19 protein-coding genes are annotated in these 21,820 nt (G+C 61.3%); 12 read left to right on the forward strand and 7 right to left on the reverse strand.

Annotated features, from left to right (window positions below):
- Positions 1-94: 94 nt before the first annotated feature.
- Together AC3IP0_RS02990 and gcbA are read right to left on the reverse strand one after the other, a co-directional pair.
- Positions 95-2,041 carry a methyl-accepting chemotaxis protein gene (locus AC3IP0_RS02990; RefSeq protein WP_489318197.1) on the reverse strand — a complete coding sequence of 649 codons (1,947 nt, stop codon included), beginning with the start codon at positions 2,039-2,041 and terminating at the stop codon, positions 95-97.
- 52 nt (positions 2,042-2,093) lie between these two features.
- A complete protein-coding gene (gcbA, locus tag AC3IP0_RS02995) occupies positions 2,094-3,764 on the reverse strand; it encodes a diguanylate cyclase GcbA (RefSeq protein WP_489318198.1) in 1,671 nt (556 codons plus the stop codon).
- A gap of 486 nt (positions 3,765-4,250) precedes the next feature.
- On the opposite strand from gcbA, the gene AC3IP0_RS03000 reads away from it, so the two are divergent.
- The 6 genes from AC3IP0_RS03000 to AC3IP0_RS03025 all read left to right on the forward strand — a co-directional run bounded on the left by AC3IP0_RS03000 (position 4,251) and on the right by AC3IP0_RS03025 (position 11,012).
- Positions 4,251-5,318: a DUF2333 family protein gene (locus AC3IP0_RS03000; protein ID WP_489318199.1), complete on the forward strand. Its 1,068-nt coding sequence runs from the start codon at positions 4,251-4,253 to the stop codon at positions 5,316-5,318.
- Positions 5,319-5,321: 3 nt separating this feature from the next.
- Positions 5,322-5,879, forward strand: coding sequence for an NUDIX hydrolase (locus tag AC3IP0_RS03005; protein WP_046039968.1), 558 nt, complete (start codon positions 5,322-5,324; stop codon positions 5,877-5,879).
- Positions 5,880-6,159: 280 nt separating this feature from the next.
- Positions 6,160-6,531, forward strand: coding sequence for a translation initiation factor Sui1 (locus tag AC3IP0_RS03010; RefSeq protein WP_008053936.1), 372 nt, complete (start codon positions 6,160-6,162; stop codon positions 6,529-6,531).
- Positions 6,532-6,750: 219 nt separating this feature from the next.
- A complete protein-coding gene (speA, locus tag AC3IP0_RS03015; protein WP_056725278.1) occupies positions 6,751-8,664 on the forward strand; it encodes an arginine decarboxylase in 1,914 nt (637 codons plus the stop codon).
- A gap of 231 nt (positions 8,665-8,895) precedes the next feature.
- The gene (locus AC3IP0_RS03020) at positions 8,896-10,215 is read left to right on the forward strand and encodes a type VI secretion system Vgr family protein (RefSeq protein WP_489318200.1); all 1,320 of its coding nucleotides are present in this window, start codon (positions 8,896-8,898) and stop codon (positions 10,213-10,215) included.
- On the forward strand, positions 10,212-11,012 hold the full coding sequence (locus AC3IP0_RS03025; RefSeq protein WP_489318201.1) for a DUF4123 domain-containing protein: 801 nt from the start codon (positions 10,212-10,214) through the stop codon (positions 11,010-11,012). The genes AC3IP0_RS03020 and AC3IP0_RS03025 overlap by 4 nt, the downstream gene beginning before the upstream one ends.
- A gap of 28 nt (positions 11,013-11,040) precedes the next feature.
- Here the strand turns inward: AC3IP0_RS03025 and AC3IP0_RS03030 are convergent, their stop codons facing one another.
- Both AC3IP0_RS03030 and AC3IP0_RS03035 read right to left on the reverse strand, forming a co-directional pair.
- On the reverse strand, positions 11,041-12,390 hold the full coding sequence (locus tag AC3IP0_RS03030) for an MATE family efflux transporter (RefSeq protein WP_489318202.1): 1,350 nt from the start codon (positions 12,388-12,390) through the stop codon (positions 11,041-11,043).
- 175 nt (positions 12,391-12,565) lie between these two features.
- Positions 12,566-12,859: a hypothetical protein gene (locus AC3IP0_RS03035; protein WP_489318203.1), complete on the reverse strand. Its 294-nt coding sequence runs from the start codon at positions 12,857-12,859 to the stop codon at positions 12,566-12,568.
- 157 nt (positions 12,860-13,016) lie between these two features.
- Here AC3IP0_RS03035 and AC3IP0_RS03040 point away from each other — a divergent pair, with 157 nt between their 5' ends.
- From AC3IP0_RS03040 to AC3IP0_RS03055, 4 genes are read left to right on the forward strand one after another with little or no spacing between them, the layout of a single operon-like run.
- Positions 13,017-13,319, forward strand: coding sequence for a MazG-like family protein (locus AC3IP0_RS03040; protein WP_160389556.1), 303 nt, complete (start codon positions 13,017-13,019; stop codon positions 13,317-13,319).
- Entirely contained in the window at positions 13,319-14,068 is a 750-nt protein-coding gene (locus AC3IP0_RS03045) for a methyltransferase domain-containing protein (protein WP_489318204.1), read from the forward strand. The genes AC3IP0_RS03040 and AC3IP0_RS03045 overlap by 1 nt, the downstream gene beginning before the upstream one ends.
- Before the next feature lie 12 nt (positions 14,069-14,080).
- Positions 14,081-14,689 carry a DUF4136 domain-containing protein gene (locus AC3IP0_RS03050; RefSeq protein WP_489318205.1) on the forward strand — a complete coding sequence of 203 codons (609 nt, stop codon included), beginning with the start codon at positions 14,081-14,083 and terminating at the stop codon, positions 14,687-14,689.
- A 55-nt stretch (positions 14,690-14,744) separates the two neighbouring features.
- Entirely contained in the window at positions 14,745-15,308 is a 564-nt protein-coding gene (locus AC3IP0_RS03055; protein ID WP_489318206.1) for a DUF4136 domain-containing protein, read from the forward strand.
- Between the two features lie 156 nt (positions 15,309-15,464).
- Here AC3IP0_RS03055 and AC3IP0_RS03060 read toward each other — a convergent pair whose 3' ends face one another.
- Both AC3IP0_RS03060 and AC3IP0_RS03065 read right to left on the reverse strand, forming a co-directional pair.
- Positions 15,465-18,233 (reverse strand): ATP-binding protein, encoded by a 2,769-nt coding sequence (locus tag AC3IP0_RS03060; RefSeq protein WP_489326627.1) that lies wholly within the window; start codon positions 18,231-18,233, stop codon positions 15,465-15,467.
- Positions 18,230-18,466 carry a hypothetical protein gene (locus tag AC3IP0_RS03065; RefSeq protein ID WP_489318208.1) on the reverse strand — a complete coding sequence of 79 codons (237 nt, stop codon included), beginning with the start codon at positions 18,464-18,466 and terminating at the stop codon, positions 18,230-18,232. The genes AC3IP0_RS03060 and AC3IP0_RS03065 overlap by 4 nt, the downstream gene beginning before the upstream one ends.
- 453 nt (positions 18,467-18,919) lie before the next feature.
- On the opposite strand from AC3IP0_RS03065, the gene AC3IP0_RS03070 reads away from it, so the two are divergent.
- The gene (locus tag AC3IP0_RS03070; protein ID WP_489318209.1) at positions 18,920-19,702 is read left to right on the forward strand and encodes a response regulator; all 783 of its coding nucleotides are present in this window, start codon (positions 18,920-18,922) and stop codon (positions 19,700-19,702) included.
- 851 nt (positions 19,703-20,553) lie between these two features.
- Positions 20,554-20,910: a DUF6124 family protein gene (locus tag AC3IP0_RS03075; RefSeq protein WP_489326628.1), complete on the forward strand. Its 357-nt coding sequence runs from the start codon at positions 20,554-20,556 to the stop codon at positions 20,908-20,910.
- 55 nt (positions 20,911-20,965) lie between these two features.
- Here the strand turns inward: AC3IP0_RS03075 and AC3IP0_RS03080 are convergent, their stop codons facing one another.
- Positions 20,966-21,820 (reverse strand): MaoC family dehydratase, encoded by an 855-nt coding sequence (locus tag AC3IP0_RS03080; RefSeq protein WP_489326629.1) that lies wholly within the window; start codon positions 21,818-21,820, stop codon positions 20,966-20,968.

Consider the following 21,820-nt stretch of genomic DNA (forward strand, 5'->3'; position numbering starts at 1 on the left):
GAGCTGCCGAAGGCTGCGATCTTCTGACTTTGCCTCTCAAGAGCAAGATCAAAGGATCGCAGCCTTCGGCAGCTCCTACAGTAAAGGCGATTGATCAGACGCGGAAGGCCTGAACGGCGGTATGCAGTCGACCGCCCAGCACCAGCAGATTCTCCCCTTGCTCACGGCCTTCGCCGATACGCAGCAGGTTATCCCCACCCAACTGATGAATTCGCTCACTGTGGTCGCGGATTTCGCTGACAGCGCCGCTTTGCTGGGCCGTGACGTCGGCGATGCGGACCGCCGTGTCGGAAATGGTCTGGATCGCCCCGACGATTTTATCCAGCGCGCCATCAGCGGCCTGGGCCTGGCTGGCCGTGGCTTCGGCGTGTTCGACCTGGGCGCGCATGCCTTCCACCGATTGCCGCGCGGCGGTTTGCAGCCCTGCGATCAGCGTCTGGATTTCTGCCGTGGCCCCGGCGGTACGTTGCGCCAGTGAGCGCACCTCTTCGGCCACCACCGCAAAGCCTCGGCCCATTTCCCCGGCCCGGGCCGCCTCGATGGCGGCGTTCAAGGCCAGCAGGTTGGTCTGGTCGGCAATCGAGCGGATCACCGTCAGCACGCCACCGATGGTCGCCGACTCTTCGGCCAGGTGTTCGATCATTTGCGCATTGCCTTGCACTTCATTCACCAGCGCATGCAGGCCGGTGAGGCTCAGGCCGATGACTTTCTGTCCATGCTCCACGGCCAGGCCGGCGTGGCGGCTGGCGTCGGCGGCCTGGCTGGCGTCGCCGGCGACTTGTTGAATGGTCGCCTCCAGTTCGCTGAGGGAGTCGCGGATCAGTGCCGTGTCACCGGCCTGATGCTCGGCACCGTCATGCAGGTCGTTGCTCAGGTCGGCCAGGGTGCGGCTGCTGTCGGCCACCTGCTCGGCGTTGCGGCGAATGGTTCCCACCAAGTCCACCAGATAGGCGCGCAAGCGGTTGAGCGAGGCTTCAATGTCATGCAATTCGCGGTTGGTGTTGCCCAGTTGAATGTCGCGGCTGAAGTCGCCTTCGGCCCAGGTCGAGAGGGCCGGGGCGAGGTTGGTCAGGGTCCTGGCGAGCTTGCGCTGCAGGGTGTCGATCAGCAGGGCGATCAACAGAATCAAGCCGATCATCACGCCTTGCATCAGCCGCACTTCACCCTGGATCTGCCCGTGCTGGGCGCGTACCACCGGTTCCAGCCCGGCAATGGCCTGTTGCACGTCGGCGATTTTCAGGTGGGTCGCCGCGCTGAGGTCGGCGCGCTTCTGGATTTGATCGCGGGTGCGCGAGAGCTCGGCCGGGTAGCGGGTGAGCAGGCTGTTGAGCTCGCGCTTGAGACCGACGCCGGCATCTTCGGCGACGGTTTTTTCCTTGTTCTCAAGGCCCATCATCGAGGCGAAATCATCGGTGTTCGATTCGCTGCTGGTGGTCACGCCCAATAATGGCAGGGCGTCGAGTTTTTCGGCCTGGGTGCGGATGTTGGCCACTTCGCGTTCGACATCGGCGGCCAGTTCGCTGCGGCCGCTGCTGACCAGTTTGTCCCGGGCCAGGGACAATTTACCCAGGTGTTGCGATGCGGTGAGCAGCGGGGTCAGGTAGGCCGCATTGCCACTGGCGTACTGGTTGAGCTGATCGAGACTGGCACCCAGTTCGCGCTCGGCCTGCAGCAGCAAGGCCTGTGGATCGCCTGCCAGTTTGCCGGCGGCCAGCAGGTCGGTCTTGCTGAATTCTTCAAGGGTCGACAGGCTGGGGCGCAACGTCTCGGCCAGGGCTGGTGGCAATTCGTCGAGTTCTTTTTTCAGGCTGTCGATGCCTTGGGTTGCGCTGCTCAGACGCAGCGCATCGCCGCTGCCCAGGTAATCCTCGACGCTGCGGGCGACGTCATTCTGAAACTGCTGCGACAGGCCCAGGTAGCGCTCCATTAATAGATACGGACGCTCAAGGGCTTTCTGCGACCACCACAGCGTAGCGCCGAGGGCCACGCACACGGCCACCAGAAGGAGGGTATTGAGATTGGTCAGCAGCTTCAGGCGCATTACGGACTACCAACGGCAGAAATGGTAAGTGCCTGAAGTTATTGCGTTTCTGTTACAGGGTTATGACTGTATCGGTCGATTCCGATAAAAAAGTGGCACTTTGCTTTGACGTTCGCGCAGCCTGGACGCGATTGCGTCCGCCGTGTTTGGCGCGGTACAGCGCTTCGTCCGCCTGGCTGGCCATCATCAGGCTGTCGGAGCTTTCGCAAAGCTCAACCACTCCGGCGCTGAAGGTGCACCACAGATCCTCGGGCTGCGCGGGGTAGTGAATCTCGGCAAAACGCTGACGGATTTCATCGAGCACCTTGTAGGCCGCTTCGATATCGGTGTCCGGCATGACGATGGCGAACTCTTCGCCACCGTAGCGGCCGATGAAGTCGGTTTTGCGCAAGCGCTGCTTGAGAAACAGCGCCAGGCTCTTGATCACCCGGTCGCCCATGGGGTGGCCGTGGCTGTCATTGACCCGTTTGAAGTGGTCGATGTCGAGCATGGCAAAGCTCAGCGGCTTGCTTTCGCGGCGGGCGCGGAACGAGCAGTCTTCGAGCAATTGCAGGATATGCGTGTGGTTGTACAGCCCGGTGAGGCTGTCGCGGACCATCCGGGCCTTGAGGTTGCGGGCCCGTGCCGCGCGGTTGCGCACGGTGGTGATCAGGTGCCGGGGCTTGATCGGTTTGGTCAGGAAGTCATCGCCGCCCTCGCTCATGGCGTCGAGTTGCTTGTCCAGGTCGTCTTCGGCCGACAGGTAAATGATCGGCACGCTGACGTAACGGTCGTTATGGCGAATGACCTTGGCCAGTTCCGTACCGGTGCAGGCCGGCATGTACATGTCGAGGATGATCAGGTCCGGTTGGAAATCCGCCAGTTCGGCCATGGCCTGGATCGGCTCGATCAGCGTGCGGGTGACGATACCGGCGCTGTTGAGCAGGCGCTCGGTGTGCAGGGCCTGGGCGCGGGAGTCGTCGATGATCAGCACTTTATAAGGTTCGTACTGGGCCACGCAGGTCAGGACTTCGATCTTCTCCAGCAGGCTCGACGCTTCGAGGGTGCCGGTGAGGAACTCCTGGCCGCCGGCACGCACGGCGGCCAGGCGAGTCGGAGTGTCGGTTTCGTGCAGGCTGAAGAACAGCAGCGGCAGCTGATGATCAAGGCCTTCCTGGGCTTCGGCGGCCAGTTTCAGGCCGACGCCGGCGCCACTGAAATCCACGTCCATGACAATCGCCGCCGGCAGGCGCTCGACCATCGATGAGCGAAACGCGTCTACGCTGTCCAGGGACTGGGCGCTGAGGCCGAAGAATTCCAGTTGCTTGGCCAGGCGCTCGGCACGGTCGTGATCCTGCAGCATCACGTAGATGGGCTTGCGCAGCGGTGGCAGGAAGGTTTGATCGAGTTGGTCGCCATGGCGCAGGCCGGTGCGTGACAGGCGCTGCATCAAACGATTGAGGTCGGTGATCAGGCCGCTGCTCAGGCGTCCGCGATTGGCGTCGACCGCCTCCAGGGACTGACCGATGTGGCGTGCCAGTTGCGAGTGTTCCGGTTGTTCGAAACGCTCGGCGAAACGCAGCAGGCGCAGATTGGCCTCGCTCAGTTCCGAAAGGTCGGCGGTGGACCACTCACTGCGTTGCAGGCGCTGCCATATCTCAAGAATCTGACGAGCCTGATGAATTACCCGCTGGGCAAAGTGGTGCTTGAGGCGCTCGCGGCTGGGGTCTTCTGGCTCGGTCATATCCTGACTACTAGTTAGGGTGCACACTGAGGTCGAGTGGTGGCTCTATGCTAGCACCACTTTTCCATTGCATGAGTGCTGTACGTCAATAATCTGCAATGTGACTTCATTCAGTTTGTGACTGATCGGTCTTGTTTTGGCCTTTCTAGTCGCGCTTTGCAGGGGGCGAAGTGCTTGAATCAGGGCACTTGGCGGGTATGAGGTGGAAATGGGCAAGTGGCTGACAATCGGCCATTCATGATTTTTTACCGGTGCTGATCGGCACTTTTTTTGGGTTTCAGAGGGTCGGGGATTCCCTTAGGGTGGCAATCCAAACCATTAGGGGAAGATTTCGATGGCGACGGCGTCGTCAGGTGCACAGGCACTCGTTTGATCCTCAAGCCCGGTAATTTTCCGCATCGGTGCGATGGCGGGTGCCGGGCCAAGGCACGTTGTTGTATGGTTGTGGTCGAACCGTTGAACTCAAGAGCTTGAAAGGATATCGCCATGCTGGACTGGAAGAACCGCACAGACAGTGCGCCTGAACGTGCCGCTGAACCGAAGTCGGAGACCCGCAGTTATCTGGGTGGTCTGTTGTTCAGCCGGGCACTGGCCACTCTGCTGGGCATCTACCTGTTGGTGGCGGGTGTCCTGGGCTGGTACTGGAGCCAGGAGCCGGCGCTGTTCCCGGTCCAGCAAACCGCGCAACTGGCGGCCGAGAAAGAAGGCAAGCAGATGGTCGTCGGCTACACCACGGTGGAAACCCTCAAGACCGTCGCCGGCACCTTGCTGACCAAGCCGGGCGGCTATATTTCCAACGACCGGTTCCCGCCAGGCCTGTGGATGGACAACATGCCGAGCTGGGAATATGGCGTGCTGGTGCAGGTCCGCGACCTGAGCCGGGCACTGCGTAAAGACTTCGCCCGTTCGCAGTCGCAGTCCGCCGAAGACGCCGACCTGGCCAAGGCCGAGCCGCGTTTCAACTTCGACAACAAGAGCTGGGTGCTGCCATCCAGTGAGTCCGAGTACCAGGAAGGCATCAATTCCCTGAGCCGCTATCAGGCGCGCCTGTCCGATCCGAACCAGAAGAGCGCGCTGTTCTATGCCCGTGCCGACAACCTGAACAACTGGCTGGGTGACGTCGGCACCCGTCTGGGTTCGCTGTCGCAACGGCTGTCGGCCAGTGTCGGCCGGGTCAAGCTCAACACTGCGCTGAAGACCGAGGTGGTGGCACCGGGTGTGGCGCCGCAGGTCGATGAAGAAATCGTCGAAACCCCATGGCTGCAGATCGACAACGTGTTCTACGAAGCTCGCGGTCAGGCCTGGGCCCTCTCGCATTTGCTGCGCGCCATCGAAGTCGACTTCGCCGATGTGCTGGCCAAGAAGAACGCCACGGTCAGCGTGCGCCAGATCATTCGTGAGCTGGAGGCGTCGCAGGAGCCGGTGTGGAGTCCGATGATCCTCAACGGCAGTGGCTTTGGCGTATTGGCCAACCACTCGCTGGTCATGGCCAACTACATTTCCCGGGCCAACGCCGCGGTGATCGATTTGCGTCAATTGCTCAATCAGGGCTGAGTCATGGTCGATAACGCCAGGGAGGCCGCGCACCGTGCGGCTTCCGATGCCGAACAGATCGCCTGGGTCGACGAGCAGGACAACCTGCTCGGCGCCCTGGTCCGTTCCGATTTGCGCGAGCGCGGGCTGATCGGGCGCGGCACCTACATTATGTTGTTCAACTCCGCTGGCGAGTTGTGCGTACACCGGCGCACCCTGAGCAAGGCGATCTATCCCGGTTACTGGGACGTGGCGGCGGGGGGCATGGTGCTCGCCAGTGAAACCTACGCCGAGTCGGCGGCAAGGGAGCTGGAGGAAGAGCTGGGCGTGAGTGGCGTGGAGCTGACCGCCCATGACCACTTCTTCTTCGAAGACACCGGCAATCGCCTGTGGTGTTCGGCGTTCTCGGCGGTGTGGGACGGCCCGTTGATCCTGCAACCGGAAGAGGTGCTCGAAGCGCGCTTTATCCCCATCGATCAGGTCATGCTGGAAATCGAGCAAAAGCCTTATTGCCCGGACTCTCTGGCCGCGTTGAAGCGCTATTTGCGCTCACGCCGGATCGACGTCGCAAAACAGCTATAAATTGGCGCCGATTGGCTCTTAGCAATCGGCGTTTTTGCCGTTACACTGCGCGACCTTTTCAAGCTGAACCGGCATTGCCCGTTGTAGGAGCTGCCGCAGGCTGCGATCTTTTGACTTTGCTTTTGCGTCGAAATCAAAAGATCGCAGCCTCGTTGCACTCGTCAGCTCCTACAAAGAGTTTTACCGTTTCAGTAGCGCTGCCCCTGCCTGAGTGGGGCTTCGCGGTCGATAGCCTTCCCAAGTGCTGCGACCAGTCTTTGTCCTCCGAAGAGGATTGCCGGTGGCCAAAAAAGCCGCATCCTTCGCCGCCCTCGGTGGCTTGGTATTTTCCACCGACGCAGGTCGTCATTGTCCGGAATGCAGTAAGCCGGTGGACGCCTGTATCTGCAAACAAACCGTTATCCCGGCCGGCGACGGCATCGCTCGCGTGCGTCGCGAAAGCAAGGGCCGTGGCGGCAAGACGGTGACCACCATCACCGGCGTGCCGTTGGCTGAAGACGCGCTCAAGGACCTGGCCACGACGTTGAAGAAACGTTGCGGTACCGGTGGGGCGCTGAAAGACGGTGTCATCGAAATCCAGGGCGATCATGTCGAGCTACTCTTGGCAGAACTGATCAAGCTCGGTTTCAAAGCGAAGAAGTCCGGCGGCTAGCAGCCTCTGTGAAAACCACCCTCGGCTTGATCCGCTCCTGATGACATTCAGGTCCGGCATCGTCTACATGGTTTTCACAGAGCCTGTTCATGACCGGTATCTAAACTCACTGCGGTCGGCGGGGTCTATTGCCTCGTTGACGAACCGTCATTTTCATTCTTTAGACTGCGCCGGCCTGAACCCAGGCGACGCACTATGACTTCTTTATAGGGGACTTCGATGTCCGTACGACGCACACGCAAAGACGATGGCAGCCAATGGACAGTTGCGGACAGCCGCAGTGTTTACGGGATTCGCCATTGGGGGGCCGGGTATTTCGCGATCAATGACGCCGGTCGCGTCGAAGTTCGTCCGAACGGTCCGAGCAGCTCGCCTATCGACCTGTACGAGCAAGTCGACCAGCTGCGCAAAAGCGGCCTGTCCTTGCCATTGCTGGTCCGTTTCCCGGACATCCTGCAAGACCGCGTGCGTCAGCTGACCGGCGCGTTCGATTCGAACATCGAGCGTCTGGAATACCAGAGCAAGTACACCGCGCTGTACCCGATCAAGGTCAACCAGCAGGAAGCGGTGATCGAAAACATCATCGCCACCCAGAACGTTTCCATCGGCCTGGAAGCCGGGTCCAAGCCTGAACTGCTGGCAGTGCTGGCACTGGCGCCGAAGGGCGGCACCATCGTCTGCAACGGCTACAAGGACCGCGAATTCATTCGCCTGGCGCTGATGGGCCAGAAGCTCGGCCACAACGTGTTCATCGTGATCGAGAAAGAATCCGAAGTCGGCCTGGTGATCGAAGAAGCCAACTCGCTCAAGGTCAAGCCTCAGGTCGGCCTGCGCGTGCGCCTGTCGTCCCTGGCCTCGAGCAAGTGGGCGGACACCGGCGGCGAGAAATCCAAGTTCGGCCTGTCAGCGGCGCAACTGCTGTCAGTGGTCGAACGTTTCCGCGCGGCCGGCCTGGACCAGGGCATTCGCCTGCTGCACTTCCATATGGGCTCGCAGATCGCCAACCTGGCGGACTACCAGCACGGTTTCAAGGAAGCGATCCGTTACTACGGCGAACTGCGCAACCTCGGCCTGCCGGTGGATCACATCGACGTCGGCGGTGGCCTGGGCGTGGACTACGACGGTACGCACTCGCGTAACGCCAGTTCGATCAACTACGACATGGACGACTACGCCGGTGTCGTGGTCGGGATGCTCAAGGAATTCTGCGATGCGCAGAGCCTGCCGCACCCGAACATCTTCTCCGAAAGCGGCCGTTCCCTGACCGCGCACCACGCCATGCTGGTGATCCAGGTGACCGACGTCGAGAAACACAACGACGACGTGCCGCAGATCGAGAACAAGGAAGCGCTGCCGGAAACCGTGCAGTGGCTGGTGGACCTGCTGGGTCCGACCGACATCGAGATGGTCACCGAAACCTACTGGCGCGCCACGCACTACATGAGTGATGTTGCCTCCCAGTACGCCGACGGCAAGCTGACCCTGGCCGAGAAAGCCCTGGCCGAGCAGTGCTACTTCGCCGTGTGCCGTCGCCTGCACAACTCGTTGAAGGCGCGCCAGCGTTCCCACCGTCAGGTGCTGGACGAACTCAACGACAAGCTGGCCGACAAGTACATCTGCAACTTCTCGGTGTTCCAGAGCCTGCCGGACACCTGGGCCATCGACCAGGTCCTGCCGATCATCCCGCTGCACCGTCTCGACGAAGAGCCGCTGCGTCGTGCGGTACTGCAAGACCTGACCTGTGACTCCGACGGCAAGATCAACCAGTACGTCGACGAGCAGAGCATCGAGACCAGCTTGCCAGTGCACGCACTCAAGGAAGGTGAAGACTACTTGCTGGGTGTGTTCCTGGTCGGTGCCTACCAGGAAATTCTTGGTGACATGCACAACCTGTTCGGTGACACCGACTCGGTGAACATCTACCAGAACGCCGACGGCAGCGTGTACCACGCCGGTATCGAAACCCACGACACCATCGAAGACATGCTGCGTTACGTGCACTTGTCGCCGGAAGAACTGATGACCCACTACCGCGACAAGTGCGCCAGTGCCCGCATCAGCGCAACCGAGCGCACGCAGTTCCTCGATGCCTTGCGTCTGGGGCTGACCCGTTCGTCTTACCTGTCTTCCTGAGGTAAGCGTCACGCTCATCAGGTTGTCTGAAAATTTTCCGTTTGCTGCGGAAATTTCAGATGACCTGGTGCGGCGATTCTCCTGTTCCAGGCGAAATTTCCAGCATCTTCGAAACCCAACGCATTTGGTCCTCTTTTCGCGTAGGTTATTTCCTAATTTGTATTTCGGCTCTCTACTCGGCCATGTCTCTCAGCGAGAATCCCCGGCCGCCCCTCCTGTAGAGAAACGCCGATGTTCAATCCAGTCAGCGAACCGTCATTTCGTCTGGATGTTGCAGGTCTGCCCGACTCCTTAGAGGTCCTGGCCTTTACCGGCAGAGAAGCCATCAGCGAGCCGTTCGTGTTCGACCTGGAACTGCTGATCGAAGACCCGGTGCTTGACCTTGCCAGTTTGCTGTACCGCCCGGCCTCGTTGCATTTCGGACCCGCCGGAAGCCACGTGCATGGACAATTGCATGAACTCGTCCAGCGTGACTACGCCTGCGGACCCCGACTCTGCCAGGTGCGCCTGGGGCCAAGGCTGGCTTGCCTGGCCCAGCGCTTCAGCCAACGAATCTTCAGCGCTCGCTCAGTGCCGCAAATCCTCGACCAGGTGCTCAAGGAGCACGGCATTACCGGCAAGGATCGACGCCTGGAGCTAAGCGGTGAATACCCGCCCCGGGATTTTTGCACGCAATATCGAGAGTCAGACCTGCAATTTCTCCAGCGACTGTGCGCCCGGGAAGGGCTGCACTACCACTTCGAACACCGGGCCCGCGGGCACTGTGTGGTGTTTGGTGATGACCGGCAGCATTTTCCAACCGGCGAACCTGCGGTATTGCGCAGCGAGGGCGAACGGCCGGCGGTGCGGCAGTTCGAGCGTCAGCGCTACGGTGGGACTGCGGTGCAGAGCGCCGAATGCCGGACGGACCTGGCGGCCTTGCGCAGCGGTCGACTGATGCCACTGTCCGGTCATCCGGTTGCCGATTGCAATCGGCTCTGGCTGCTGACCCGCGTTGAACACTGGGGCAGCCAGGATGCGACGACGCCTTACCACAATCAGGCCCGTGCCCTGCAGTGGCCGGCACCCATCGAGCCAACCTGTGCGGCGGTCAAACCAAGGATGCATGGTCCGCAACGGGCGTGGGTGGTCGAGGTCGATGAGCCTGGTCCCGACCCGGCAAGGCCGGTACCGGTGCAATTCGACTGGCTTTATCAGGGCGAAGGGGCGACGCCCAGTCATTGCTGGCTGCCCCTGGCCAGGCAGTTACAGGCCTCGACGTTCTCGCCCTTGCGGGAAGGGACTGAACTGGTCGTGAGTTTTGTCGAGGGCGATCCCGATCAACCGCAGATAACCGGGTTGCTGCATGCGCCGGCAACGGTCGAGGTGGCGGACCCTGACACCCCCGAGCCCGGCTGCACCCATGATGAGGGCCTGGAGCAATGGTTGCGCTCGGGGGAGCCATTGCTGATGTTGTGCCTGCTACCCGGTGGCGGCAGCTTCAACCATTGCGCACAGGCTTTGTGCACCTGTCGTCTGGCGACGCAGCTTGGCCAGAGCTCTGGAACATGATCGCCACACGCACGCCCGAGGCACCCCCGCAGTGGCTGTTGCTGGATGTGCCGGGCACGCCGCAGGCGGGTGTCACACTTCGGCAGATGTTTGCCCAGGCCCGATGGTTCGGGTTGTTCGAAGGTACGGAGTGGCATGCGCTGCATGAACAGGGGCCGGTCCTGGTCGATCTGCGCACCTGCCCGGCACTGGCCGATTTATGCATCGTCGACGGACAACGCTGGCCCGGATTGCTGATGGTCAGCGAAGCCGGCGCTGCGTCGTTGCTGGTGCATTTGCGGCGCATGCTTACGGTCACGCTTGGCCTGCACCGGGCGCTTTTGAGTTACTACAACCCAACCACGGCCAGCTATTTTTTCGATGCCTGTGACGCCGTTGAACTGAGTCGCTGGCTAGGGCCTATCCACCAGTTACGCTGGTTCGGCGGTAGTTGGGCCGACCGTGCGATGGGGTGTGAGGGCTGGCAGCGCTTGTCCAACCCGGGGTTGGCGGTCAGCCCGTTGGCAGTCGAGGAAAGCCTCAGCGCCGGGCAGCAGGGGAAATTGCAAACCTGCCTGCTCGAACAGCATGCCTGGCGCTGGAACCGATCCACCGGTGTCGATTTCCCCCGTCTGTGGACCCATGTGCAGGAAGGGCTGGCGCTGGGTTTCAGCGAACGCCCGGTGCTCGATGGCTGGATATGGCTACGCCTGCAGTATCCCGATGCCGTGCCCGTGCAGCCGCTGCCGGGCGGGACTCAACAGGAACGACTCGATAGCCTGCGTCGCCTGTGGCAGAACGATCGACCCTGGCCATGAGGTCGAATATTGTCGGGGCTACGCCCGATCAGTGAATGCCACCGGCGAACCAGCCATCGTTGCGACGCAGGCGCCAGGCGATCACTCCGAGGGTCAGACTGCGCAGCAGCATGAACAACAGAAAGGTTATCCACAGGCCATGGTTGCCCCCGCCTTGCAGTGCCCAGCCGAAAGGCAGCACCAGCGCCACGGTCAGCAGCATGCCGTTGCGCATTTCCCTTGCGCGGGTGGCGCCGATGAACAGGCCGTCGAGCAGGTAACTCCAGACGGCAATCAGCGGCAGTACGGCAAGGTAGGGCAGGTAGATGAACGCGGTGTCGCGCACAGTTTGAATGTCGGTCTGCATCTCGATGAACAGATGTCCGGCGAACAGAAACAGCGCGGCAAAGCCCAGGCTTGCCAGCAACGACCAGCCACCCGCCACCACCAATGAACGGCGCAGGGCATCGCGGTCACGGGCGCCAAGCGCATGTCCGCACAGGGCTTCGACAGCGTGGGCCAGGCCATCGAGGGCGTGGGCGGTCAGCAGCAGGCCATTGAGCAAAAGAGCATTGGCCGCGACCGTGGCGTCGCCCAGCCGTGCGCCTTGCACCGTGATCAGGAAGAACACCGATTGCAGCGCCAGGCTGCGGATAAAGATGTCGCGGTTGACCGCCAGCAATGGCCGCCAACTCTGCCACAGTGCCAATGCCGCCCAGGCGATATGCCCGGGGTAGGCGCGCAGGGCTTTGCGGGTCATCAGCAAACCGATCAGTGCGCCGGTCCATTCGGCAATCACCGAGGCCCGGGCAGCACCGACCACGCCCCATTCCAGGCCGAGGACGAACCACAGGTTCAGGGCAATGTTGACCATGTTGGTACTGAGCAAAATCGCCAGCGGTGCCCGGGCATTCTGGGTGCCGAGAAACCAGCCGACCAGTGCATAACTGGCGAGCGCCGCCGGCAGGCCGAACAGGCGGGTGTGGAAGAACTCGCGGGTCAGCTGATCGAGCTCCGCCGAGGGTTGCATGAAGTGCAACGCGACCCCGCTCAAAGGCACGCCCACCGCCCCCAGGACCACGGCCAGGCCGATGGCGAGCAGCAGGCCTTGCAGCAGAATCTGCCGCAAGGCCGCACCATCCCCACGCCCCGCTGCCTGGGCGGCGAACCCGGTGGAGCCCATGCGCAGAAAGCCCATGGCCCAGGCGAGGAAGGTGTACAGACTGGCCCCGACCGCGACGGCGCCGAGTTGATGGGCGTGGGGCAGGTGACCGATGACGGTGCTGTCGACCAATGCCACCAGCGGTACGGAAATGTTCGAAAGAATCATCGGCGCGGCGAGTGCCCAGACCCGGCGATGGGTAGGGCGGTCGCGCCAGTCGGCGGTCAGGTTGGACATGCAGGCTCCTTGGGAGCAGGCATTGTAGCGGCACATCGAGAGCAAACCGCGATCAATTGTGGGAGCGGCGGTGCGGCGATCCGACTTGCTCGCGAAAGCGGTCGTCCAGTCAATAATCATTCGACTGACACTCCGTTTTCGCGAGCAAGCCCGCTCCCACAGGTGTTCGGTGGTGTCAGTGGATGATCCAGCTGAGCAACCAAAGCCCCAGCACCAACCAGATGAAACCCATGATGAACGACGCATTGAGAAAGGCGCGGATCGCCGACCACAGCAGGATCAGCCCGATGATCAAGGTCGCGATGCTGATCACCGAGGTATCCATGCCCAGCGCCTGGGACAGGCCTTCGACAAAATTGCTGCTGGCGTTGCTCAACAGATTGAACAGCCCGCTGAGTCCATCAACGATGAAGCGGATGATCGAGCCGAGTACCTGGCCGAGCCATTCGGAAAAACCTTCTACCTGCATGGAGTGAACGTCCTGATTAAAGAGAATTGAGTCTTGGGCTGTCGATCATGCTGCCGAGTTCCCACAAGCATAGAGCGTTGCACAGATGAGCATGCATCTTCTGCCCCTTGCCTTCACCTGTGATCCCCCCGAAGCTATACGCCTTCAGGAGAGCCCGATGAACCTTGTTGAACTGACCGAACGCCTGCACGCCATCCGTGACCGCAATGACTGGCGGCAATTTCACAGCCCGAAAAACCTGGCCATGGCCGCGAGCGTGGAAATGTCCGAGCTGGTGGAAATTTTCCAGTGGCTGAGCGAAGACCAGTCACGCCAGTTGCCGGCGGACAAACTCGCCCACGCCGGGCAGGAAGTCGGTGACATCGTGCTTTATCTTTTGTTGTTGTGCAGCGAGCTGGGCCTGGACATGGACGCCGTGGTGCGCAGCAAACTGGCGGACAGCGAGCGGAGGTTCAGCTGATGAGCGACCGTCATTTCGATCAACTGGCGACCCGTTTCGCCGAAAAAATCTACGGCGGTGCCAAAGGGGCGATCCGTCTGGCGGTGTTGCAGGCCGATCTGGTCGAAATCTTGCCCGACCGACCGCTGCGCGTTTTGGACATTGGCGCCGGCCTTGGCCACATGTCGTTGTGGCTGGCCCAGCGCGGCCATCAGGTGACCCTCGCCGAGCCGGCCGCGCCGATGCTTGAAGGCGCCCGCCAGCGCTTTGCCGAAGCCGGGCAGAGCGCCACGTTCATTCAGGCACCCTGGCAGGAACTGCTTGGGCAACTCACCGAACCCTACGACCTGGTGCTGTGCCACGCCGTGCTGGAATGGCTGGCCGAACCCCACGCCATCCTGCCGGTGCTGCATCAACTGACCAAGGCCGACGGCTGGCTATCCCTGGCGTTCTACAACCGCGACGCGCTGATTTATCGCAACTTGCTCAAGGGCCATTTCCGCAAGATGCGCAAGAACGACATGGCCGGCGAAAAGCAGAGCCTGACCCCGCAACAGCCCCTTGATCCGCGCGAATTGGCGGCGCAACTTGAAGGTCTGTGGCAGGTCGAAACACAGAGTGGCGTGCGGGTTTTTCACGATTACATGCCGGTGGAATTCCAGGCCCGCGCCGAGCTGGCGGACCTGCTGGAAATGGAGCTGGCCCACCGTCGCCATCCGAGCTTTGCCGGGCTTGGGCGTTACTTGCACTGGATCTGTCGGCCTGTCTGATCGGAGCACGCAATGAAAAATCATTCAGGTGTACTGGTGTTCTGCCTGGGGCTGGCCGCTTGTCAGGGCAGCAACCCTTATGTCGCCACATCCAACCCCTTGCCACCGGCGCCACCCCAGGCCGCCAACACCTTTGACCGCAGCGCCTACCCGGCGGCGCCCCGTGACTACGGCAAGTACCGCAGTTGGGCCTGGCTCAATGGCCATCTGCCGCCGGGCACCGCGTGGGCGGACTCGGCGCAGGTTGCCGAAGCGGTCAGCAATGCGCTGGATCAACGCGGTTTGCGCCCGTTGCACGACAATCGCCCGGCCGACCTGTTTGTCAGCGCCGACCTGCGCCTGGAAACCCGCTTGCGTCAGGTTCAGGACGACTATTACGGCGGCGGTTATGGCGGCTACAACGGCTACGGCCCTGGATATGGCGGGTACGCCACCGTACCGATCGTTCGTACCTATCAGGAGCAAGTCGTGGTGGTTCAGGTGGATATGTTTGACGCCAGGAGCGGCCAGCCAGTGTGGAGCGCCAGCGCTGAAACCGGCAACCGGGGAAGCGAAAGCGAGCGGGCCGATGCCATACGGGAGGCTGTGGAAAAGGCAATGTCGGCGTATCCTCCTAGTTAGCTTCTTGTAGATAAGAAGCATTCCGCAGGATCATGCCTTCAACCGGAGACTCATCATGTTCCGCCGTTTTGTTTTACTGGCAGTGGTCGCGCTGCTCAGTGCCTGCGCCGCCAACCAAGTCAATCATGACTTCGACGCCAGCCGCGATTTTGCTGCCTATCGCAGCTGGACCTGGAAAGAACCCGCCCTGCAATACCGTCCCGACGATCCACGGATCAAGAGCGACCTGACCGAGCAGCGCATCCGTCAGGCGGTTGCCGATCAGCTGGATCAGCGCGGTCTGCGTCCGGCCGCCGCAGGTGCCAAGGGTGACTTGAATGTGCAGACCTACCTGATTGTCGAAGAGCGGCAACAACAGGTGACCACCAATTACGGCGGCGGCTGGGGTAACCCGTGGTATGGCTACTACGGCGCCCCCATGTATAACGAAACCCGCAACGTCAGCTACAAAGTGGCGACCATCCAGATCGACCTGCTCGATGGCAAGGACGGCAAGCTGGTATGGCGCGGCAGTGACGAACAGATACTCAGCCGAACGCCGAACCCGACGGATCGTCGCGATGCCATATGGGAAACGGTCACGCGGATATTGGCCAACTACCCACCGCACGCTTCCTAGAATCAGCCAGTCCCTGAACCCCTGTGCTCCAGCAGGGGTTTTTTATGGTCGATACCGGCGAGTTGCCAGCAGCCTCGACTACCACACTGATCAATACCTTGCTGCGAGCCTGGGGATCCATCTGAACAAAGTCGAGGTGGGTGCCAACCTCAGTTGTCACTCGGGACGCCCATCCCTGGTGATCTGGCCCGGCACTACAATCGGCAGTTCAATGCAAAACCGCGCCCCCTCGGCGGAGTTCCTGACGCTCAACTTGCCACCCATGTTCTCGACGATGCCGTAGCTCACCGAGAGCCCCAGACCGGTGCCGACACCCACCGGTTTGGTGGTGAAGAATGGCTCGAAAATCCGCTCCAGCAAACGCGAGTCGATACCGCCGCCGTTGTCCTCGACCCACAGGCGTACCGAGTGTGTATCCCGATCGGCGTAAACCGAAATCCACGGCCTGAAATCGGGGTTGGCCTCGCGCTTGCCGAGCAATGCATCCCGGGCGTTGACCATCAGGTTGATCAGCACCTGTTCAAGCTGATCGACGTAGCCGCGCACCAGCACTTCAAAACCGGTCTCGCTGATGCGCAGGTCGACGCCTTCACCGCGCATCCCTTCGGACAACAGCGCCAGCGTGCCTTCGATGGCCTGGGCCGGGTTGAACGGTTGCTGCTCGATTTCCGAGCGGCGGCCGAACACCCGCATGTGATCCACCACCCGCGCGGCGCGCTGCACCTGGGTGTCGATGCGAGTGAGTTTGTCGATCAGGTAATCGACCTGTACGTCGCCGTTGTTGAGGCGCTTGAGTACATTGACGATGGCCATGCGCATCACGTTCAGCGGCTGGTTGATCTCATGGGCCAGGCCGGTGGCCATTTCACCGAGGGTGGCCATTTTCGCGCTTTGTGTGAGCTGCTGCTGCGAGCGCCGCAACTCGGTGTTGTCGCGCCCCACGGCCTGGACCTCGAGCAACCGGCCCTGCTCATCGAACACCCCGCGATCGGACCAGCCCCACCAGGCGTGTTCGCGGCCGGGCAGTTGCAGGTTGATCTCGGCGGTGCTGACCGGAAACTCGGGGCTCAACTGGTTCAGCCGTCGGGTGAATGCATCGCGCTGTTCCTCGGACATCCAGTTGCCCAGATTCACCCCCGGCAATTGCTCGGGCGCCAATTCCAGATAGGTGGCCAACGGGTGGTTGCCGAAGGTCAGGGTCAGGTCCGGCTGGTAGCGGCAGATCATCGCCGGCGAGTCTTCCACCAGAATCCGGTAGCGTTCTTCACTCTGCCTGACCTGTTCGGTGGCCTGGGTCGCTTCGGTGATGTCCAGCCACAGGCCCACGGCTTCCACCGGCAAGCCGAGGTCGTCGCGCAACAACTTCGCTTCATCCAGCAGCCAGTGATAGTCGCCGCGACTGTCACGCAACCGATAGCGGGCGCGCACCGAGCCTTCACGCAGCAACAGCCGCGTGCGCTCGAAATACTGCAGGCGGTCGTCGGGATGCACCCGCTCCACCAGCGCCCCGGGTGCGCAGTCGGCGAGAGTCCAGCCGAGCAGCGGCAGCAGGCTGTCGCTGAAGAACACCGGTTGCAAGGTGCCTTCGACATAGCGCTGTACGTAAATCACCGCCGGAGAGCTGGCGATCAGATTGTCCAGGCGGGCATGGGCGGCGGCGGCGCTCTGCTCCTGGTTCTTGATGTCGCTGATGTCGAGCATGAACCCCACCAGCCGACGGTTTTTCCCCGCGCCCAGGGCCTGGCCCTGCAGGCGATACCAGATGGGTTCGGGCGCACCGTAATGGCGATACAGGCGCACGCACAGCAGCAGGGGAGTGCCTGTCTCCTGCAAGTCTTGCAGGCAGATGCGCAGCTCTTCGCGGTCGGCGGGAAACACCTGATCGAGCCAGTCCTGCATGGACAAACGCGACGTGCCAAGGTTCAGGGTAGTGGCCAGCGAAGGTGCCAACTGAACCTCGTCGCTGTCGCTCAAGACTTCCCACCAGCCGGTTCCCAGCAAGGCTTGCAGTGATTCCAGGCGTTCCAGTTGCAAATGATGCCGGTGCTCGCGCAGGCGCTCGAGCAAGGGGCTGGCGAGCGCGGCGGTGATTTGCAGCCAGTCGCGTTCCGTGACATCGGGGGCGCGTTGTTGCGCGATGAAGAAGCCGCACAGCAACCAGGCGACCACCCCTTGCGCATCGTGATAAGGCACGGCGAAGCCATCGGTATTGCCGAACGTGCCTTGCAGGCGCGGGTGTTCGCGCGGGGTCAGGTGTTGCGGTGCCGAGCCGCTCAAACTGTCCAGCCCCGTGCCCAGGCGTTGATCGTTTTGCCAAAGTTGCGGTGCATCGAGGGCCGCGTAGTGCTGGTAAATTTGCCAAACCTGTTCCTGCTCATCGAGCAAGGCCAGGGCAATGCACGGAATCTGAAAGCGCTGGGCCAGGCTTTGCAGTTGTTCGGCCAGCACCTCGGGCAGGCGAGTCAGGCTACACAGGCGTAACTGTCCGGCGATTTGCAGCGCCAGCACCTGGCATTGCTCGCGATTGCGCGATTGCCGGCGTTCGAGCAACAAGTCGCCGATGTCCAGCATCTGCAACAGCCAGGCATCGGCCAAGGGCTGCACCCAGCCGCGCAAATGCAGCGGTGGACCCTTGAGGCTGTAAAAGTCCAGGTCCAGGGTTTGTCCCAGCCAGTCCGCCGGCGAGCCTTCGATGACGAGGCTGCTGTGGGGCAACAGGAAGTCGAGCAGGTGCGGTGCCTGTGCGCTGGGAGGTTGCTGGGCCAGCAAGTGCCGCAGCGGACCGCTCAATTGAACGACACGCCCCTCGGCATTGAGCTGCATCTGCAATCCGAAGCTGTGTACCCGCAGTGCCTCCGGCGGCTCCGGCGGGGGCGGCGGATGGCGGTGGAGCAGGCGCCCGAACAATTTATCCCCGGCACTCAAAATTGCAGGCTCGCACTGGCCGTGAGGGTCGCCGGCAGATTGGGCACCTGACCGGTGCCCGACAGGTTCAGGAACGGGATGGTGGCGTTGATTTTATTGGTCGGGTAATAAATGGCGACGGTCAGCAATCCGCTCGTGTACGTCGTGGTGAACACACCAAAAAAAATGATGAACACCGGGGCAAACTCAATCGCAACGGCACCTTTTTGTTTGTGGGGGAGGCTGGCTTTCATGAGTGCGTCTACCCTGACCATCACTGTGTAATGTCAGCATAGAATCATTCAGACAAAACGGACGTTTTTTACCGGATGCAGAGCTTTGTCCTGCTGATCTGACTGGCGCTTTGCGCCGCCCTGGGCCTTGCGATGGACGGTCTGCACGTGCTCGACACGTTTACTGGCACTGGTTTGACCAGTGTTTTCTGGCTGTTTTGGGCGCCAAGAGTCTGGCTTCCTGTGAGTCAAGGGCTTAGAACCCATCCTTTTTGTATGGCGCCTGAAATGTCAAAGAAACAGCCATTTGCTCCGTTTGTGCTGGTGGGGCTGATGCTGACATTCGCCTGGCCCCGCAAGTCGGCCCTTAGATGTACATAGCCGGAAACTACGTCTACTTTTCAGGCAGAAGTTGTACAGCCGGTGTCTATCGGTGAGGGACGGGTCAACCTTTGACCTGACAGGGAGTTGCTCGTGAGCAAGTTTACTTCGACAGTAAAAGTCCTTGTGGTCGACGATGTGTCATTGATCGTTGAAGAGCTTTGCGAATTTCTGGAGAGCAAAGGCTACCGTTGTGTTCCTTGCGAGTCGGGCCGTCAGGCGATCGAGCGTTTCAACGAGGACCTGGATATCGGCCTGGTGCTGCTGGACTTGCACATGCCCGGCATGGACGGCATTGAGCTGATGCAGGAGCTGCAACGGCTATCGGGCAAGCACCGGGCATTCGAGGCGATCATGCTCACCGGGTGTGCCGACAAGCAGGACGTGATCAAGGCCCTGCGTGTTGGCGTTGCCGACTATTACCAGAAACCGATCGATCTGGATGAGTTGCTCGAAGGTTTGCAACGTCAGGAAGTGACCTTGCAGGAAAAGCACAAGAATCTGCAGTTGGGGCATTTGAATCAGAAGCTGCAGCATTTGTCCGAGTCGATCGATGATCTGTATCAGGACCTGGACAAGGTGCGGCGTGGTCCGCATGCGGTGGGCGCGGGTGACCGGGGTGTCGCTGATGTTGATGCGGTGGAGACTCCGGCGATTTTCAATCAGCTGTCGCCGCGGCAACTGGAGGTGGCGCGGTTGGTGGGCAAGGGGCAGACCAATTTTCAGATTGCCTGTGAGTTGGGGATTACCGAGAATACGGTGAAGTTGTATGTGTCGCAGGTTTTGCGGTTGACGCATATGCATAATCGGACGCAGTTGGCGTTGGCTTTGTCGCCCAGCAATTCCGGGGTGTGGCAGCGGGTTACGGCGCACTGAGTCTTGGCGGCCTCTGGGCCGACCATGCTGGTGGTTCGGGTTGTGTACATATCCATTTCTTCGGTAATGGCGGCTTATGGTTTCGCCCTTACGGCGAGTCCCTTTTGGCAAACGCCCCAAAAGGAACCAAAAGGTCACGCCCCTTACGTACGGCCCCTCGCTAAGGCTCGGGGTTCCTTCGCTGCGGTATTCATCCGGGGGCATTGCCCTCCGGTCGGCTTCGCTTCGACCTGCATGCAATGAGTTCGACTGCGTCGAACGGCGCTGCGCGCCAATCCCCGGATGAACACCTCCGCTCAGCCTCCCGAGGGGGCGGGTGGATCAAGATCAAGAGCTGCAGGCGAGCTAACGCTCGGCCTGATGAGTGGTGAAGAACGATGGTGTGCGCCGACCTGCCTTTGCTCTTCTGTGGGAGCGAGCCTGCTCGCGAAGGCGGCCTGACAGCCGACCCATTTCTTTCAGATGTACCCGTCCCAACTGTGGGAGCGAGCTTGCTCGCGATGGCGGCCTGTCAGCCGACCAATCCTGTGTAGTTTTCCTCAAGTCCCGAGGAAACCTCCGACATGTTTTTAAGGTTGTCCGTCGGAAGCGCGATCTCTAGCCTTTGTCCGTCACTGCAAATTCAGTGATCGGGCTGTCGCGGCCTGTTAAGTCTACTTGGTGCATAATCCACCGGCCCAAACCGGAGCGCTTCGGTGCTTGTCGTTTGATGTAATGGTGGCTGTGCGCGGGATACCTTCGGGTATGCCGGGTTTCCAAGTAGCTCGGTCCGCGACCCCGCGTACAGCTGCCACCCTTGATTGCTGTCGCGGCGATCAGTGGCAGCTCCATCTCATACTTGGAGCTTCACCATGATCAAACCCACCCCAAATCCCCCCGAAACCGACGACGTTTCCCCCTACCAATCCCCCCACTCAAACAAACTCCACGAAGCTGCCGACCGCGCCCTCGATCACTACCTCAATCCGCCCAGGCCACCTACCGTTCATAAACCCAGCACTATGTTCGTCATCGCCCCGGACATCGACACCGAAACCCTGCTGGCCCACGCCTGCGAATCACTAGCGTCGGCGAGTGTGATGGCGAGTGATTTCGCGGGGTTTCTGGAAGGCTCGCAGCGCAATACGCTGCTGGGGATTGCGCAGGTGATCATGCTGGGTGAGCTGGCGGTGAACCGGGCGTTGGATAATCTCGATCCGCAAGACTGACCACGGAGCTTTTGTGGCGAGGGAGCAAGCTCTCTCGCCACAGACATCAGCCTTGTCAGGCAACCGGCCGCCAATGCCCGACCATATGCTCCAGCTCCCCGGCACCCGCCAGCTGAAAATCCCCGCTCGGCCCTGGCGCACTGGCCTGCAATGTCACCTCACTGGGTAACCGTACCGGCTTCTTGAACTGCACTGCGATCTCGACGTTCGCCGCTGGCAGATGCCCGGTCAGCGCAGCCAGCGTGCGCGCCTTGTTCCACAGGCCATGGGCGATGGCGGTCGGGAAACCGAAGAGTCGGGCGCTGGCCGCGCTCAGGTGAATCGGGTTGTAGTCGCCGGACACCTTGGCGTATTGCCGGCCGATGTCCGTGGGCGCTTTCCAGTGCTCGACTTCGCTCAGGTCCAGGTTCGATTCCAGGTTCTCTTCAAGCGGTTCGCCTTCGAGTTTGACGCCGCGACAGAGCATCCTGCTTTCTGCTTCCCACAACGGCCCCAACTGATCGTCGAGGCTGGTCAACAGATCGAACGTCGCGCCTTTGACGTGGGGTTGCAGGTTCTGCACTTGCACGCTGAGGCGCACCCGACTCACCCCGCCCATGGGGCGCAACACACGAATGCGGTTGCTCAGGTGAATCAGGCCGAGCAGCGGGAACGGGAAGTCCCTGGCCGTGAGCAATTGCATCTGCAAGGCAAACCCGAGGATGTGCGGGTAGGTCGGCGGCAGCAGGCCGTTGTCGGCGAAACCACAGACCTTGCGATAGGCCGCCAGGCGCTTGGGATCGACTTCGATCCAGCAACGCAAGCCCGAATCGGGCAGGTGGCTGCCGGTGATTTTTCGCCGTGTCGCTGCTCGTGCGTACAACCCCGTCAGGCCGGGTTCGCGGTTGAGTGTGTGCCAGTCGGTGATCAT

It is taken from the genome of Pseudomonas sp. GL_103, from assembly GCF_057835175.1.

What these genes read in the sequence shown, in the direction of transcription:
- AC3IP0_RS02990 (WP_489318197.1), bottom strand. Translation starts at nt 2,041, where the DNA reads ATGCGCCTGAAGCTGCTGACCAATCTCAATACCCTCCTTCTGGTGGCC.
- gcbA (WP_489318198.1), bottom strand. Translation starts at nt 3,764, where the DNA reads ATGACCGAGCCAGAAGACCCCAGCCGCGAGCGCCTCAAGCACCACTTT.
- AC3IP0_RS03000 (WP_489318199.1), top strand. Translation starts at nt 4,251, where the DNA reads ATGCTGGACTGGAAGAACCGCACAGACAGTGCGCCTGAACGTGCCGCT.
- AC3IP0_RS03005 (WP_046039968.1), top strand. Translation starts at nt 5,322, where the DNA reads ATGGTCGATAACGCCAGGGAGGCCGCGCACCGTGCGGCTTCCGATGCC.
- speA (WP_056725278.1), top strand. Translation starts at nt 6,751, where the DNA reads ATGTCCGTACGACGCACACGCAAAGACGATGGCAGCCAATGGACAGTT.
- AC3IP0_RS03020 (WP_489318200.1), top strand. Translation starts at nt 8,896, where the DNA reads ATGTTCAATCCAGTCAGCGAACCGTCATTTCGTCTGGATGTTGCAGGT.
- AC3IP0_RS03025 (WP_489318201.1), top strand. Translation starts at nt 10,212, where the DNA reads ATGATCGCCACACGCACGCCCGAGGCACCCCCGCAGTGGCTGTTGCTG.
- AC3IP0_RS03030 (WP_489318202.1), bottom strand. Translation starts at nt 12,390, where the DNA reads ATGTCCAACCTGACCGCCGACTGGCGCGACCGCCCTACCCATCGCCGG.
- AC3IP0_RS03035 (WP_489318203.1), bottom strand. Translation starts at nt 12,859, where the DNA reads ATGCAGGTAGAAGGTTTTTCCGAATGGCTCGGCCAGGTACTCGGCTCG.
- AC3IP0_RS03040 (WP_160389556.1), top strand. Translation starts at nt 13,017, where the DNA reads ATGAACCTTGTTGAACTGACCGAACGCCTGCACGCCATCCGTGACCGC.
- AC3IP0_RS03045 (WP_489318204.1), top strand. Translation starts at nt 13,319, where the DNA reads ATGAGCGACCGTCATTTCGATCAACTGGCGACCCGTTTCGCCGAAAAA.
- AC3IP0_RS03050 (WP_489318205.1), top strand. Translation starts at nt 14,081, where the DNA reads ATGAAAAATCATTCAGGTGTACTGGTGTTCTGCCTGGGGCTGGCCGCT.
- AC3IP0_RS03055 (WP_489318206.1), top strand. Translation starts at nt 14,745, where the DNA reads ATGTTCCGCCGTTTTGTTTTACTGGCAGTGGTCGCGCTGCTCAGTGCC.
- AC3IP0_RS03065 (WP_489318208.1), bottom strand. Translation starts at nt 18,466, where the DNA reads ATGAAAGCCAGCCTCCCCCACAAACAAAAAGGTGCCGTTGCGATTGAG.
- AC3IP0_RS03075 (WP_489326628.1), top strand. Translation starts at nt 20,554, where the DNA reads ATGATCAAACCCACCCCAAATCCCCCCGAAACCGACGACGTTTCCCCC.
- AC3IP0_RS03080 (WP_489326629.1), bottom strand. Translation starts at nt 21,820, where the DNA reads ATGATCACCGACTGGCACACACTCAACCGCGAACCCGGCCTGACGGGG.